At 60.9% G+C, this 15511-nt stretch carries 10 protein-coding genes; 2 read left to right on the forward strand and 8 right to left on the reverse strand.

The window, feature by feature from the left end; translation table 11 throughout:
* Positions 1–3 precede the first annotated feature (3 nt).
* Together AC07PE_RS13805 and AC07PE_RS13810 are read left to right on the forward strand one after the other, a co-directional pair.
* Entirely contained in the window at positions 4–1485 is a 1482-nt protein-coding gene (locus tag AC07PE_RS13805) for a hypothetical protein (protein ID WP_498765290.1), read from the forward strand.
* Positions 1486–1510: 25 nt separating this feature from the next.
* On the forward strand, positions 1511–4507 hold the full coding sequence (locus AC07PE_RS13810; RefSeq protein ID WP_498765292.1) for a TonB-dependent receptor plug domain-containing protein: 2997 nt from the start codon (positions 1511–1513) through the stop codon (positions 4505–4507).
* A gap of 55 nt (positions 4508–4562) precedes the next feature.
* Here the strand turns inward: AC07PE_RS13810 and AC07PE_RS13815 are convergent, their stop codons facing one another.
* The 8 genes from AC07PE_RS13815 to AC07PE_RS13850 all read right to left on the reverse strand — a co-directional run bounded on the left by AC07PE_RS13815 (position 4563) and on the right by AC07PE_RS13850 (position 15502).
* A complete protein-coding gene (locus AC07PE_RS13815) occupies positions 4563–5195 on the reverse strand; it encodes a choice-of-anchor J domain-containing protein (protein ID WP_498765293.1) in 633 nt (210 codons plus the stop codon).
* A 23-nt stretch (positions 5196–5218) separates the two neighbouring features.
* A complete protein-coding gene (locus tag AC07PE_RS13820) occupies positions 5219–6499 on the reverse strand; it encodes a DUF3472 domain-containing protein (RefSeq protein ID WP_498765295.1) in 1281 nt (426 codons plus the stop codon).
* A gap of 526 nt (positions 6500–7025) precedes the next feature.
* Entirely contained in the window at positions 7026–7967 is a 942-nt protein-coding gene (locus AC07PE_RS13825) for a DUF2971 domain-containing protein (protein ID WP_498765297.1), read from the reverse strand.
* Positions 7968–8023: 56 nt separating this feature from the next.
* A complete protein-coding gene (locus AC07PE_RS13830; RefSeq protein ID WP_498765299.1) occupies positions 8024–8587 on the reverse strand; it encodes a hypothetical protein in 564 nt (187 codons plus the stop codon).
* A 418-nt stretch (positions 8588–9005) separates the two neighbouring features.
* Positions 9006–10748, reverse strand: coding sequence for a hypothetical protein (locus tag AC07PE_RS13835; protein ID WP_498765301.1), 1743 nt, complete (start codon positions 10746–10748; stop codon positions 9006–9008).
* Between the two features lie 212 nt (positions 10749–10960).
* Positions 10961–12196 (reverse strand): type II secretion system F family protein, encoded by a 1236-nt coding sequence (locus tag AC07PE_RS13840; protein ID WP_498765303.1) that lies wholly within the window; start codon positions 12194–12196, stop codon positions 10961–10963.
* A 19-nt stretch (positions 12197–12215) separates the two neighbouring features.
* Positions 12216–13949 (reverse strand): type IV-A pilus assembly ATPase PilB, encoded by a 1734-nt coding sequence (gene pilB, locus AC07PE_RS13845; protein ID WP_498765305.1) that lies wholly within the window; start codon positions 13947–13949, stop codon positions 12216–12218.
* Positions 13950–14203: 254 nt separating this feature from the next.
* The gene (locus tag AC07PE_RS13850) at positions 14204–15502 is read right to left on the reverse strand and encodes an HlyC/CorC family transporter (RefSeq protein ID WP_498765307.1); all 1299 of its coding nucleotides are present in this window, start codon (positions 15500–15502) and stop codon (positions 14204–14206) included.
* Positions 15503–15511 lie beyond the last annotated feature (9 nt).

Consider the following 15511-nt stretch of genomic DNA (forward strand, 5'->3'; position numbering starts at 1 on the left):
CCCATGCTCAAGCGACGCAGCTTCATCCAGGGCATGGCCGCGATGGCGCTGCCGCTGGCTTCCACTGCGCGGGCCGCACCGGCGGCGCGGATCCGCATTCCGGCACGCGCGACCGGCAGCGTGGTCCCGCACAGTATCGTCGGCCTCAGCTACGAGACCGATAACCTGCGCGATCCGCGCTTCTTTGCCGCCGCCAACACCGGCCTGGTCGACGCCTTCCGGCGCCTGAACCCGCACAGCGTGCTGCGCCTGGGCGGGAATACCAGCGATCTTGCCAAGCCGGCCGGCTTCGACGGGCCGCTGCCGGTGCTGCATCCGCTCTACCGCAACCGCGAGCGGATCCAGCCCTACTACGAGGTGGGGCCGGAAGCGCTCGACGCACTCGCCGGCTTCCTCGACGCCACCGGCTGGCGCGTCATTTTCGGCATCAACATGCGGGCCGGCAGCCCCGAACTGGCAGCGGACTATGCGCGCATGGTGCGCGAGCGGCTGGGACGGCGCCTGCTGGCCATCCAGCTCGGCAACGAGGCCAATAACTACTTCAAGACCTACGAGGCCTACAAGGCGGCCTGGGACCGTATTGCGGCGCCGCTCGGCCGCACGGGCATCGCGGGGCCGGACAGCGGCGCCAACACGGACTGGGTGCAGCGCTTCGGCCGCGAGGTGCCGGAATCCGTGCTGCTGAGCCGCCACTACTACCGCGAGGCGGCCGAGCGCGGCTCGCTGGCCGACATCCTGCAGCACGACGAGGGCTTCGACCGCGAGATCGCCACCCTGGCGCAGGCGGCGCGCCGCCATCCGCACGGCTTCTGGCTGACCGAGACCAATTCCTACTACCGCGGCGGGCGCGACGGCGTCAGCAATGCCTTCGCCTCGGCGCTGTGGGGACTGGACTTCACGCTGTCGGCCGCCTTCCACGGTGCCACCGGTGTGTGCTTCCAGGGCGGCCCGCGGCGCAGCATCGAAAGCTCGCTCGAAGGACACGACACCGGTGGCCGCGGCGCCGATGTCGACAGGGACATCGTCGCGCGCATCGAGGCGGCGGCATCGAATTACTCGCCGATCGGCGGCGATCTGGACACCGGCTTCGGGCCGCGCCCCTTGTACTACGGCCTGCTGTGCGCACAGCAGCTGGCGGGTGGGCGCTTCTACCGGCTCGAACGCGCGGATCCGCTGCCCGGCCTGCACGTGTATGCGAGCGCGCACGCGGACGGCAAGCGCATCGTCGCCATCAACACCAGCCCGGACACGGCTCGCGTGCTCGGCCTCGAAGGCCTGCGCCCGGGCGCCCGCGTGCGTGCCGCACCGTTGCAGGCGCCAGGCCTGGATGCGCGCCATGCGCTGACTTTCGGCGCCGGCGAGGGCGCGCTGCAGCCGGGCGCCGACTGGACCCTGCGCTACCGGGACATGCCACCGGTGGCGCGCGACGGCAGGCTCGATCTGGCGCTGCCAGCCGGATCGGCGCTGCTGCTGCACACAAGCTGAAAAACCAAAACAAAAGGAGGAGAGAATGAAGGTGAAGACATTGCTGGCGGCCCTGGCCGCCGCAGGACTGGCATCGAACGTGTATGCGGCGGGCCAGGTGGAAGAGCAGGGCGCCCAGGCCGATCAGGCGAAGGACGCGGCCAAGGCCGGCAAGATGGCGCGGGTCGAGGTGACCGGCTCCAGCCTGAAGCGCATCAATGCCGAAACCGCCTCGCCGGTGCAGGTGATCGATGCCAAGCAGATCGAGAACATGGGCGCGCGCACGCTGCTGCAGGTGCTCGACAACCTGCCGGCCGCCCGTCCGGCCCAGCAGGATTTCCGGTCGATGTTCACCGGCTCGGACGGCGGCTCGCAGGCCAACCTGCGCGGCCTGGGCGCGCAAGGCACGCTGGTGCTGCTGAACGGGCGCCGCCTGTCCTTCTACGGCGCGCCGTCCGGCTTCCAGACCATGTTCGTCAACATCGACGCGATCCCGGCTGCCGCCATCGAGCGCATGGAGGTGCTGACCGACGGCGCCTCGGCGGTGTATGGCTCGGATGCAGTGGCGGGCGTGATCAACGTGATCACCAAGAAGAACTACCAGGGGCTCGAAGTCCGCGCCAGCAATGATTCCTCGTCCCGGGTTTCGTCCTATGGCGAGCGCCAGGGCAGCATCCTGTTCGGCAAGGGGGATCTCGGCAACGACGGCTACAACGTCTACGGCTCGCTGAACCTGTACCAGCGCGACCGCATCGCGCTGGCCGACACCTACGACAAGCGGCCCGACTACTTCTACGTCAACAACCCGACCTTCATCCCCAACTTCCGCATTGGCACCGGCAGCGAGCCGGGCACCATGAACCCGGGCACCCTGTTCGTGTTCGACCCCGCAAAGAACAATGCCCGCACCCAGCGCGCGGTGAACGGCTGCCCCTCTTACATTACCGAAGCCTCGGGCACGCGCTGCGTGTGGAACAACCTGCCGTATGCGCTGGACACCGGACCGTCCTCGAAACGCGCGACCGGCTACCTGGCCGGCCGCCTGCGCCTGTCCGACGGCTGGGAAGGCTTCGCGGAAGGCGCTTACACCCACATCCGCATGCGCGGCGAGAACGGCCCGCGCAGCTTCAACAGCGGCAGCACCAGCAACTGGTTCTCGCGTAATACCGGCACCACGCTGAACACCTTCATCAATCCCTACCTGGGGCCGAACAACGTCTACCTGAAGGGCAGGCTGGATCCGGACATGGCCGCGAAGATGGGCGGCGCCGCGGGCCTGAACTACATCCTGCAGGACGCCCCCGGCCACTTCGGCCAGACCAACATCGACGACTGCTACCGCGCGCTGGCCGGCCTGCGCGGCACGGTATTCGGCAACTGGGACTTCGAGACCGCGCTGGCCATCGCCGGCAGCCATTCGACCCTGTACCAGACCACCAACATCAACACCAAGGGCTTCGAGAAGGCCTTCGGGCCGACCACCATCGATCCGGTCACCAAGCGCCCCTACATCGCCGACAATCCGGCCTACAAATTCGGCGAGATCAGCGAAGCCAATGCGGCCCTGCTGCGTGAAGCCTTCCCGACCTTCGACATCCAGTCCTGGACCCGTTTGATCACCTGGGACGCCAAGATCGAGGGCACGGTGGCGAAGATCGGCGAACGCGAGGTGCGCGCCGCCATCGGCACCAGCCTGATGCGCGAAAGCTTCGACACTCCCGGCAATGCCGACGCCGCGAACGGCCTGATTACCCAGCAGGGTGGCTCCTGGTTCGACGGCAAGCGCACGATAGGCGCGCTGTTCGGCGAAGTGGTGGTGCCGCTCACCGACAAGCTGGAGCTGAACGCCGCCGCACGCCTGGACAAGTACCCGCACTTTGCCGCCAACCTGGCGCCGAAGATCGGCGTGCAGTGGCGCGCGCGTCCCGAGCTGCTGGTGCGCGGCACCTATTCGGAAGGCTTCCGCGCGCCCAACCTGGCCGAGTCGGGCGAGGGCGGCGTGTTCGCCCAGGTCGGCGGCATCCGCGACACGGTGCGCTGCGATCAGACCAACGCCATCGCGCGCCTGCTGATGAAATCCGTGACGCCCACCGACGTCGACCTCGGCAAGAACCTACTGAACTCGAACTGCTCGACCACGGTGGGCGGCCTGACGCCGCCCAATCCGAACCTGCAGCCCGAAAAAGCGAAGATCGCGACCTTCGGCGTGGTGCTGCAGCCGGTGAAGGATGTCAGCATCTCGCTCGACTACTGGTTCGTGAACCGCCGCAACGAGATCGTGCGCCAGGACTTCAACCAGCTGTTCACCGACCTGGTCGGCCAATACGGCCCGACCCTGGCCGGCACCGACCGCGCGATCCGCAATGCGCTCACCGACGCCGACCGCGCCAACATGGCCGCCGCGCAGGGCATGTGCGCGAATCCGGCCAACGCCTCGGCCTGCGCCGCCGGCGTGCCGGGCTACTCGGTCGGCAACCTGGGTGGCCTGATCAACTCCTACCTGAACCGCGGCCGCACGCTGGTCGACGGCGTCGACATCGACGCGCGCGCCCGCTTCTCGCTGGGCGAGTGGGGCAAGCTGGGGACGGGCGTGGCGGCCACCATCCGCCGCCGCGAGACCTATAACTACGAGGACGGCAGCGGCTTCTCGGGCAACTACGTCGGCTTCTACGATTCGCCGCGCCTGCGCGCGACGGTGAACGCGGACTGGAGCTACCGGAACTTCGTGACCAGCCTGTTCGTGAATTTCACGGGCCGCACCAAGTGGGCCTACGGTCCCTACGACACCGACAACACGCCGGAGAACTGCACGGCGGCCGGCGTCTCGCTGCCGGAGAGCTCGTGCGACGGCGCGCCTTCGTACACCACGGTCAACCTTGGCTTCACCTGGAAGCCGATGAAGAACCTGGACCTGGGACTGAACATCAAGAACCTGCTGGACAAGCGGCCCTACTACGATCCGAACGGCTGGGAAGGCTATAACCACAGCCAGAATCTGTTCGGGCGCCAGCTTGCGCTGTCGGCGGCCTACAAGTTCTGGTAATTTGCTGAGGCTTTGAAAAGCCCGGCTGCTTCGATGAAGTAGCCGGGCTTTTACTTTATGCGCGCTTGAAGCGGCGGCGGCTCACGCCAAGCCCTGCCAGGCCCAGGCCCAGCAACGCGAAGGCCGAGGGCTCGGGCAGCTGCACGGACAGGGTGTCGATGCCGATGTAGCTGGCGCCGTCGGCCGGGCCGGTGTAGCGGATCGCGAAGCGGCCGACGGTGTCAGGCATGCCGGTGCCCGTGAAGCCGAGGCTGTAGCGGGTCCACTCTCCCGTGGGCGCCACCGTCAGCGCGCCGAGGACGAAATCGGCGGCACCCGTCCCGCCCTTGCTCAGGCCGTACTGGAAGCTGTCCATGTATCCCGGGTCCGCCGCCGCGCGCACGTAGAAGGAGATCGTGCCGCCGGTGCTGGTCGAGAACGCGGGGCTGATCAGCCAGTCGTCGATGCTGCCGCCCGCGGCCGCGCTCTGGTAGTTGGCGCCGAGGTAGGCATTGGGCGCGCCATCCTGGGCGCTGAACACCCGGGTGTTCCCCTGGAAGAAAGCGTTGGTGCCGGCAGGCGTGCTGGCATTGCGCAGGATGAAGCCTTTGGCGGCCAGGCCGGCGACGTCGTCGAAGCTTTCGATGACGTCGGCCTGGGCGGCGCCGGCGCAGGCGAGGAGGAAGGCGCAGGATAAGGTTTTGAGCATGTGGATCTCCTGGATGGACGGGGTCACTGTAGCGGCAGGGCGTTGAGGTCGACGCTCGGCGGCGTGCCGGTGGCCGGGCGCGTGAAGTTCTGGTTGATCGTCACGTAGTTGCTGAAGAAGCCGCCGTTGCGCAGGTAGAAGCGGTTGTTGCGCAGGCCGCCGGCGTAATCCATGCGCTGGGCGTTGGCGGCGGTGGCGTCGCCGGTGAAGCGAGCCGTCGTGATCTCGGTCCAGCTGCCCGCAGCCGTGCGCGCCCACTGGTTGCCGTAGTCGGCCGAGCGCTCCATGTAGCCGTTGGTGTCGATGAAGTTCTCGAGGAAGGAGTAGACGCCGGTGAGGGAGCTGTTGGTGGTCGCCGGCCGCTTCCAGGTCGCGATGTACTTCCACACGCCGGTTTCGGGCGCGAAGAACCAGGCCGAGTAATTGGTGCCGCCGGCGCCGTCGGCCTGGGCGCGGGTGATGAAGCGGTAGGTATTCCCGGCCACCCAGTTGAAGCGCAGATAGGACTGGCCGCCCGTGCCTTCGCCGCCGAAGCCGTTGTCGACCACGCCGCCGCCCTTGCCGACCAGGGTCGTCTTGGCGCCATTGTCGGCGTCCCAGACCGAGAACAGCATCCAGCGCTCGCTCGGCGACTTTACCTGCATGCCGAAGTAGCCGCCATTGAAGCCGTTGGCCATGAAGTAGGAGCCGATCTTGTCCTGGCCCTGCGGTACCGTGACCTCGTTGTAGAAGTATTCGGTTTGCGCCGGCACCGTAAAGCCCAGGTGCACAGATGGGCCACGGCGCGACCAGTAGTAATTGGCCGGGTCGTTGGCGTAATTGAGCGTGGCATCGGTCGAGACGCCGATCGAAGAGACGTCGCCGAAATAGCCGCCATCCTTGCTGACGCCCTGCAGGTCGACCTTGACGTAGCCGGCGGGGACGGTCACGGTGCCGACCGCGTAGTTCTTGGTGACGTTGCCGGACAGGGCGACGTCGAAGGGCGTGCCGTTGACGCTGACGCGCACGGTGCTCTTGGTGCTGCCTGCCAGGCGCGCGTTAAGCGACACCGTCACCGTCGCCGGGCAGCTGCGCGAACAGTTGGGCGAGGCCGCCACGCGGAAATAGGTACTTGTCACCGTGCTGGCGCTGGTCCAGTTTCCGAGACCGTTCGAAGTGATGACCTCGGCGGCATTCGGCGCAGCGCTGGTGATGAAGGCATTCCCGGCCAGCGCGACGACGGCATCGGCGGCTCTGGCCGGCAGCGGGCCGGCGGCCATGGCGGCGGCCAGGGCCGCGCTCAACAGCTTGATCCTGTGTTCCATTCGTTTCTCCTTGTGTTGACGTAAGCCCCGGAAGCGGGACGAGAACCCATGCAACATAAAACGAAAGATATTATTTAAAAATCTTTCTTTTCTGTTATGTATGCTTAGGTAATTTACGAACAAAAGAAAGTAGCGTCAACAAAAAGATAAATAAAATGGAATTAATCGCTGCGAGTTAGCCCTTTAAGTTTCGTTTTTGTGAAATCTAGGTTTTTGATCTTTCGATTCGTTTGCACAAAAGAAAATGGACGTGGCAGCGGCTTGCTGGCAGGTCCGTGGACGGAGTAGGCGACAAGTAGGAACCCAGATTTCTTGCACTAACGCCCCATTTATTTCCTAAGGCTTTTCTGAATGTACCGGTGGCTCAGCTGTCCGGGAGCTGGATAAAGATACCTGCGGAAGGGCAGCGAATGGAGGGACCAACAAGACCTATGAAAATGAAAAGATACGGCGCTTCTTGATGTTCGGGCTAATACTTAGGCGCTGGACTTTGTGTGTAGTGTTGGTGTAAAAGTGTGAGCCCGCTTTAAAAACCATACTCATGTTTTTCGTGTCTCTGTAACTCATCTTCGTTCACCACGCCCATCGCTCCAAATAAACGTCCTTTAGAGGCAAATCTATAAAGATCTAGAACGCCAGGTGTGTATTGCTCTTCTAAACGGTCATCTTGCTCGCTAAGCATTTCTCCAACATGCGTGCCTATGTCTACTGAGAACTCATCAGAATGCGGATACGCTGCATACTGATGTACATGCTTGTACTGATCTCTTCTGAGAATCTCTAATACTTCCTTTATATCATTTTTATTTGCTCGAGCGCCACGGATGACGCAGAGAATTGATGACGCAGGAATCTCTCCTACGTATACTTCATCCGAAACTTTTTTTAGCGATGCTAAACCCCGAACAACTCGCCATTCATGCTCATATGACCAACATGAATCTTTGATTAGCATGAAATCAAAATTCGATCCATGCTCCACAGGAAACCTAGCTCTTGTGTTTCGATAATTTACGGGGCCGATACCGTATACACCTGATTGATCACTTTTATCGCCATGGGATATCAAAGCGCTAGCATCTAAGCCGATAACGAAGCCAGAATGTTCTTCCGCATAATGCGACCACATGAGGGGGACATCTGCAGATTCGCTTAAGCTTAGGACACCCGTCGATTTATTAACATGGCTAATAGCTCTTGCAACATTAAGACAGTAGTCTTTAAAATTTTTCATCACCGATTTTTCATCGGCTCCTGATTCGAGTTCGGATTTTCTTTTCGCGTTCGACAAATAGTCCCTTTTTAGGAGGCTGAGATCGAGTGATGGGCAAAATTCAAATGGATCATTTAAGACATCAGGTTGGGTGAAGCGAATGGTGTTGGTTCTTAATATCTGCAAACACCGTTGTGCCGAAACGTATTTATAAATTCTCTTTGGTGGCGTTGTAAACCCGCAGCTAAATTTCATAAACTCTCCAAAAAACTTGATTATTACGGTGCCTCGCAGGTGGGCATGTGTGAGATTTAAATAGTTGCACTGATATCAGCTAACATACTTTCTGCTGCTTGCGGAAAACTGCCACTTAATAGGCTCTTGGTGAGAATAGTTGCCCAGTCGTGGCGATCTTTTTGCCATTGCATAAAGCGGCTCGCACCATTTAGGCCCAAGCTTGGTATAAAGTAATGATTTAATAATTTCGGAGGAACCGAGCTGGCGACATAGTTGGCATTACTAGGATAAGCTGCCGCGAAGATCTTAAATGCAGCTGACATATCCGTTAAATTCCCTCTTTTTGCCAGTTCACTTAAAAGTTCTAAAAATGCACCGGACGGGGTCGCGTACGCGGTCGATCCTTGATGCGACAGCGCATCGAATACGCTTTGGCGAAATTCCTTGTTCATACACCTTACTCCCTCCAATTGCTCGATTGTTCTAATGTCCAGCGCTTTAGCCCTCAATGTAGCTGCTAATTTCTGTACCTCTTCTGCATCTTCCTTCGTCGGCACCCATGCACGAACCTCCACCCATCCGGCCTGAAGACGAGCTTCCCGTTGGTTCTTTAAGCGTTGACCCGCACTACTAACCATGATTTCTCCTTTTAATAGGAGAATGGTATGCGTATGGCTTTACGGTGTCAAGGGGTGGTAACGCTTTACTTGCTCACGAAGGAGGCATACTAGAGCTGAAGGGGTGCGATAACGAGACGCATACCTCGAAAGGTGACTCTGCTTAGGTAGGTTGCGAAGGGTTTGGTGGAGGGTGAAGCAGAAAATATAGTTAGAGATACGCAGTAGCCGGATTCCCGTGAATGCAGGCTGCATTGCGCCATGCCCCTTCGTCTGTGGGGGATTTGCGGATTCGCGGTCTTTTCGGAACTTGCTCCAGTGAGATGACCACGCGAAGCTAGTCGAGCGGGTCCGGCAGTATCGGCTTTGTAGCGTCGCGCAGGAACTCTCGAAATGTGCGCTGTAGTCAACGCGTCTGACTCACATTCCCGGCAACTTGCTAAAGCTCAATTTGAGAAGTAGCCGACACTAACGGCTCGGACTCGGGTGGAGCTGGGTCTAATAGGAGGTAGACATAGGCTGGTTCGCGACGGAGCCCTTCAACTGGATAAGTGCGCACTAGTCGTCGCTTTTTCGCGTCGTAGGTCATGCCGTCTACTAAGCACGCTTCAGCAACGCGCGGGTTATACCGATGTAGCCAGACGAAGTTCTTTTTTGTCCAGGCTAGCACTGCTTTATGGAGCGCTCGGCTATCTTTGTCGTAGTTGCTCGGCTTGAGAGTGAGTCCCATCACATTCAAGCAGAAGCCGAGAATCCGCGCCCCTTTGAAGTTGGGGAAGCGCTTCATATCAGCAATCTCACTGTATAAAAGTCTGCGCACCTTGAACTTGACGGAAGCACCGGCCTTTCCTTGGAGTCGATCAAAGTTGAACAGCCTTGACCAGACCGAGTTGTGCTGAATCCACCAGCTCAACCTATTTGGGGAAGTAACGGCGGAGGCTGCAAACATAACCTCAAATATCAGGTTGGCGAAGTGGTCGTAGAAGGTTTCGCGCGGTAGACTGCCCTTGTCCCGAATTCGTAGCTGAACGTAGTCGGGAACCCCCTTCTTTTCCAGAATCTCTACTGCGTCCTTGATGAATTCGACGATCACCCGGAGGCGTGCCTGTAAATCGTCGTCCCACGCACTGTTGGTTACACCGTTAAGCTTGTAAAGATCGGATACAGCGTTCTCAATGTTGCTCTTGGCGCGATAGAGAACAAATGAATGGCCGCTGAACCCGTTTTCGACATAACTGCGAAAAGTCATCAGCACTATTCGACAGTAGGCTTCCCATTGTGCGGCATTCCATTCTCTCTTGTCATCGAAGTCTGGATCGAGGAGGGTTCCGATCGTCTCGACCATCTTGTAATTCGAAAACATCGCCTGACTGAGGGGCTTGTGGTAGCCGATTAAGCCAGACTGATACCCTTCAGCCTCGTGAAACAAGAACGAGTCCTTGTTTGCTAAGGCCTCGTTGACGATGTTTTTGGCAAAAGTCTCTACTTGGATGCCGTACTTTTTTTCATCGGCCATAGCTTGGAACAGGGCCAGCGCAGTGCCGGGTGACGAATTGACAATCGTTCGACATAGCCTCTTGTCGGCGATGAGCAGAAGGAGATCGTTCGCATAGCGCTCTGTCTTCGGAGGAGCCTTCTTTTCCTCGTCTTCGCGCTCATGCCGATAGTTCTTAAGCCTGCCCCTATCCGTGGCATGGCGGACAAGCGCCCTAGCTGAGTATGTAAGTTCGTCTGCGATCACTGCAAGCTCTTCCGGTGAGCCTTTAAGAACGAATCGATACAGGGTCTGTGCGAAGCGCTCGGCGTTGTGCCGGCCGTATGCAGGTGGCCGGATGAACGCGAACCAAGCCCATGTGAGGAACGTCAGCAGAAATAATCCGCCCAGGATCGCTTGCCACGACGCGGGCGTCAATAGGTTACCCTTTGGCACAAGCCACTGCTCTGCGCGCCAGAGGTCTGTCAGCAGCGTCAGCACACCTATAGCGGACACGACAAAAAACGTAATACCCAGCATAGGTATTGGAGCTGTCCGAACTCGGAACCGGTAGCGGACGTCGGCGATTGTCCAAGCCAACACCATAAGCGCAAGGCCTGCGAGGAATTCCGAGAAGCCGAAGAACTTCTGCCCACTGCCGTCAAGAGGGATGAAGCAAATGCCCATGAGGCACGATTCAATTGTCACTCGACACTCCTCTTTATATCGCCTCCGCTCTTAAACGGCGTTTTAGTTGCATTGAAGGTATTTGGCTGCGTTATTGACGGCTACTTCTCACGAAGCAGAATGTCGTGTGTCTTGGAGCAACAAGCCTGTTGCAAACTATACGAAACCACTAAGGTTCACTGCAGTGCTTTTTCGAGACACTGCAGGATTTTTTTAGAACCTACAAGAAAGTCTTAAACCACCGCACCCAGCTTGAAGATAGGCAGATACATGGCCACCACCAAGCCACCAATCAGCACACCCAGAATCACCATGATCATCGGCTCCATCAGCGAAGACAGCGCACTCACCGCCTCGTCGACTTCCTCTTCATAGAAGTCCGCCACCTTGCCCAGCATGCCGTCCAGCGCGCCGGATTCCTCGCCGATGGCGACCATCTGGGTCACCATGTTCGGGAACACGTTGGCGTTCTGCATGGCCGCCGTCAGGCTGGTGCCGGTGCTGACTTCGGTCTGGATCTTCTTGGTCGCTTCCAGGTAGACCGCGTTGCCGGCCGCGCCGCCGACCGAGTCGAGGGCTTCGACCAGCGGCACGCCGGCCGCGAACATGGTGGCCAGGGTGCGGGTCCAGCGCGCGATGGTCGCCTTGCGGATCACCTCGCCGAACACCGGCAGGCGCAGCATCAGGCGGTCCATGGCCTGCTGCATCTTGAGCGAGCGGCGCCAGGACTGCAGGAAGAAGTAGATGGCGCCGAACAGCGTGCCGAAGATGATGTACCACCACTTCACCACGAAGTCCGACATCGCCATCACGACCAGGGTCGGGGTTGGCAGGTCGGCGCCGAAGGTGCTGAACACCTCCTTGAAGGCCGGCACCACCCAGATCATGATCACGGCGGTGACGATGAAGGCGATCGCCAGGATCGCGATCGGGTAGGTCAGGGCCGACTTGATCTTGGCCTTCAGGGCCAGGGTCTTTTCCTTGTAGACGGCCAGGCGTGTTAATAAGTCTTCGAGAATGCCGGCCTGTTCGCCGGCGCCCACCAGGTTGCAGAACAGCGGATCGAAGTAGAGCGGGTACTTGCGGAAGGCGTTGTTCAGGCTGGTGCCGGTCTCGATGTCGGCGCGCAGGTCCATGATCAGCTTGGACATCGAGGGGTTGGCGTGGCCCTTGCCGACGATGTCGAAGGATTGCAGCAGCGGCACGCCGGCCTTCATCATGGTGGCCAGCTGGCGCGTGAACAGGGTCAGGTCCTTGTCGACGATCTTCTTGCCGCTGCGGTAGGCCTTCTTCTTGACCTTGGTGACCATGATGCCCTGGCGGCGCAGGGTCACGTTGACGATGGTTTCGCCGCCGGCGCGCATCTCGCCACGCACGGTCTTGCCGGTCTTGTCCTTGCCTTCCCAGGCGTAGACGAATTCCTTGATCTGGGCGCTGCCGCCGGCGCGCGCTGGGGCCGAAGTTGCCATGTGTTTTCCCGTATCTAAACTACTCGTTGGTACAGCCCAGCACTTCCTCGAGGCTGGTCAGTCCCTGTTTCACCTTCATCAGGCCGGAACGGCGCAGCGAGTTCACGCCTTCGCTTTCCGCTTGCGCGGCAATCTCCATCGCATTGCCGTTGGCGAGGATCAGGGCCTCGATCGCCGGCGAAATCGGCATGATCTGGTAGATGCCGACGCGGCCCTTGTAGCCCGAGCCGAGGCAACGCTCGCAGCCCACCGGGCCATAGGGCTTCCAGTCGCCATCCAGGTCGGCGTCGCGGAAGCCGGCCGCCTTCAGGACGTCGCGCTCGGCCTCGAGCGGCTGCTTGCAGGTGCACAGGCGGCGCGCCAGGCGCTGGGCCGTGATCAGGATGACCGAGGAGGCGATGTTGAAGGGCGCCACGCCCATGTTCATCAAACGCGTCAGCGTGGACGGCGCGTCGTTCGTGTGCAGGGTCGAGAACACCATGTGGCCGGTCTGGGCGGCCTTGATGGCGATATCCGCGGTTTCGAGGTCGCGGATCTCGCCGACCATGATGATGTCGGGATCCTGGCGCAGGAAGGCTTTCAGCGCGACCGGGAAGGTGAGGCCGGCCTTCTCGTTGACGTTCACCTGGTTCACGCCGGGCAGGTTGATCTCGGCCGGGTCTTCCGCAGTCGAGATGTTGATGCCTGGCTTGTTCAGCAGGTTGAGGCAGCTATACAAGGACACCGTTTTACCCGAGCCGGTCGGTCCCGTCACCAGCACCATGCCGTAGGGGCGGGTGATGGCGTCGATCAGCAGCGCCTTCTGGTCCGGGTCGTAGCCCAGCGCGTCGATGCCCATCTGCGCCTGGGTGGCGTCGAGGATACGCATGACCGTCTTTTCGCCGAACAGGGTCGGCAGGGTGCTGACGCGGAAATCGATGGTCTTGGTTGCGGACAGTACCAGGCGCATGCGGCCGTCCTGCGGCACGCGCTTTTCGGAGATGTCGAGCTTGGCCAGCACCTTGATGCGCGAGACCAGCTTGTCGCGGATCGACAGCGGCGGCGCCAGGTGGTCGCGCAGCACGCCGTCCACGCGCAGGCGGATCCGGTACTGCTTTTCGTAGGGCTCGAAGTGGATGTCGGATGCGCCCAGCGTGATCGCATCCATCAGCACCTTGTTCAGGAAGCGCACGATGGGCGCGTCCTCGACTTCCATCGCGGCGGCCGCTTCGGCCTGGCTGGCCTGCTGCGGCTCGTCGTCGGCGAATTCGATGTCCCCCTCGTCGCCCACCAGTTCGCTGATGCTCTGCTCGGCGTTCTTGGTCAGCGTGGCCAGCAGGGCCAGCAGGGTGTCGTGGGCCACGATCACCGGCTCCACCGAGGCCTCGCTCTGGAACTTGATCTGGTCCAGGGCCTGGGAATTGGTAGGGTCGGACAGCGCCACCGACAGCTTGTTGCCGCGCTTGGCCAGGGCGATCACGCGCTGCGCCTGCATCAGGCGGGTGTCGATGGCGTTGGCCGGCAGCGAGTCCACGCTGAAGGTGGCCAGGTCGAGCAGCGGGTAGCCGAAGGTCTCGGCGCAGAACACGGCCAGGCTGCGCGCATCGATGACGCCGGCGCCCAGCAGGGTGTCGATGAAGCCTGTCTTGTCGGCCGCCGCCTTCTTCTGCAGGCCGTCCGCCTGCGGCAGGCTCAGGCGCCCGGCCTGGACCAGGGCGCGCGCCAACCCGGGCAATGCGGTGCCTGCGGTCGTGTTGGGGAGGACTGCTGCCATAGGATCAGGGACGGAGTGGCGACAAGGAGCCGGGCTGGACGGTCATGCCCGGTGGCTGCTTTGGATGATGCCCGTAGGCATCAGATTTGTAAAGAGAATGGCGTCGGGAAAGAGGCGTGCATACCACGTAGACGAAATGGTATTGCTTGGGTGACAAGCATAAAAGCGGTGACATTGGGGCTCCTGGCTAAGGTGGGAGAACGCCGGCCCGAAGCCTTTGCACGTCATTCCCGCTTTCGCGGGAATGACGGGGTTCAGGCCGCCAGCCACCTTTTGATGACAACCGGCCTTAACAGTTTCACGACTCTGATTGACTGATTCTGTACCTGCACCACTTCGATCACGACCCCACCCACCTTCAGCGCAATCGGAAACTCGGGAATTTCCTGCAGTTGTTCGAGCAACAAGCCGTTGACGGTCTTCGGTCCGTCCAGCGGCAGCTCCAGGCCCAGCTTCTTGTTGATGTCGCGCAGCGGTGTGCTGCCTTCCAATAGACATTCGCCCTTGGCGTTCCAGGCCATGGCGTCGGTGCGCGCGGTGGCCGGGGTCGAGGTCGTGTAGTCGCCGATCATTTCCTCGATGATGTCCTCGAGCGTCACCAGGCCCTGCACCTCGCCGTATTCGTCGACGATGATGCCCAGTCTTTCCTTGTTTTCCTGGAAATACTGCAGCTGGGTGAAGACGTCGGTGTCCTGCGGGATGAAGTAGGGCTCGGTCAGGAGCGCGCGCAGATCCGCGACCGTCAGCTCGTCCGACTGGCTCAGCAGCCCGACCGTCTTGCGTACCGGCAGGATGCCGACGATGCGGTTAATTTCGCCCTCGTACACCGGCAGCTTGCGGTGGTAGCAGGTGATCAGCTCGGCCTTGATGTCCTCGATCGGGCGCGCCAGGTTCAGGGCTTCGATCTGGCTGCGCGGGGTCATGATGTCTTCGACCGAGATCTTTTCCAGGTCGAACAGGTTGAGCAGGATGCTCTTGTGCTTCTGCGGCATGAAGTTGCCGCCTTCCAGCACCACGGTGCGCAATTCCTCGGCCGACAGGCGCTGCTGGTGGGCGCCGGTACTGGCGCGGATGCCCAGCGGGCGCAGGATGGCGGAGACGAACAGGTTGACGAACCAGATCGCCGGCTTGGCCAGCTTCATCAGGGGCCGCAGCACCACGCTGGTGCCCAGCGAGATCCGTTCCGGGTAGGTGGCGCCGATCACCTTGGGCGCGATTTCCGCAAACACGATCAGCAGGAAGGCCACGCTGGCGGTGGCGATGGTAATCACGCTTTCCTCGTGGCCGAAGGACAGGATCGCGATCGCCGTCACCAGGGCGGTGGCCATCGCATTGATCAGGGTGTTGGCGATCAGGACCAGCGACAGCAGCTTGTCGGTGCGCTCCAGCAGCCACAGGGTGGTGATGGCGCCGCGGTGGCCGCGCTTGGCCAGGTGGCGCAGCCGGTATTTATTGGCGGCCATCAGGGCCGTTTCCGCCATCGCGAAAAAGGCCGAGCAGAGAATCAGGAGGACCAGGGCAAGGACGAGTGCCCAAAGGGGTACGGTTTCCAAGGTTTACCG

The sequence above is a fragment of the Telluria sp. GW821-FHT07G12 genome, assembly GCF_059418525.1.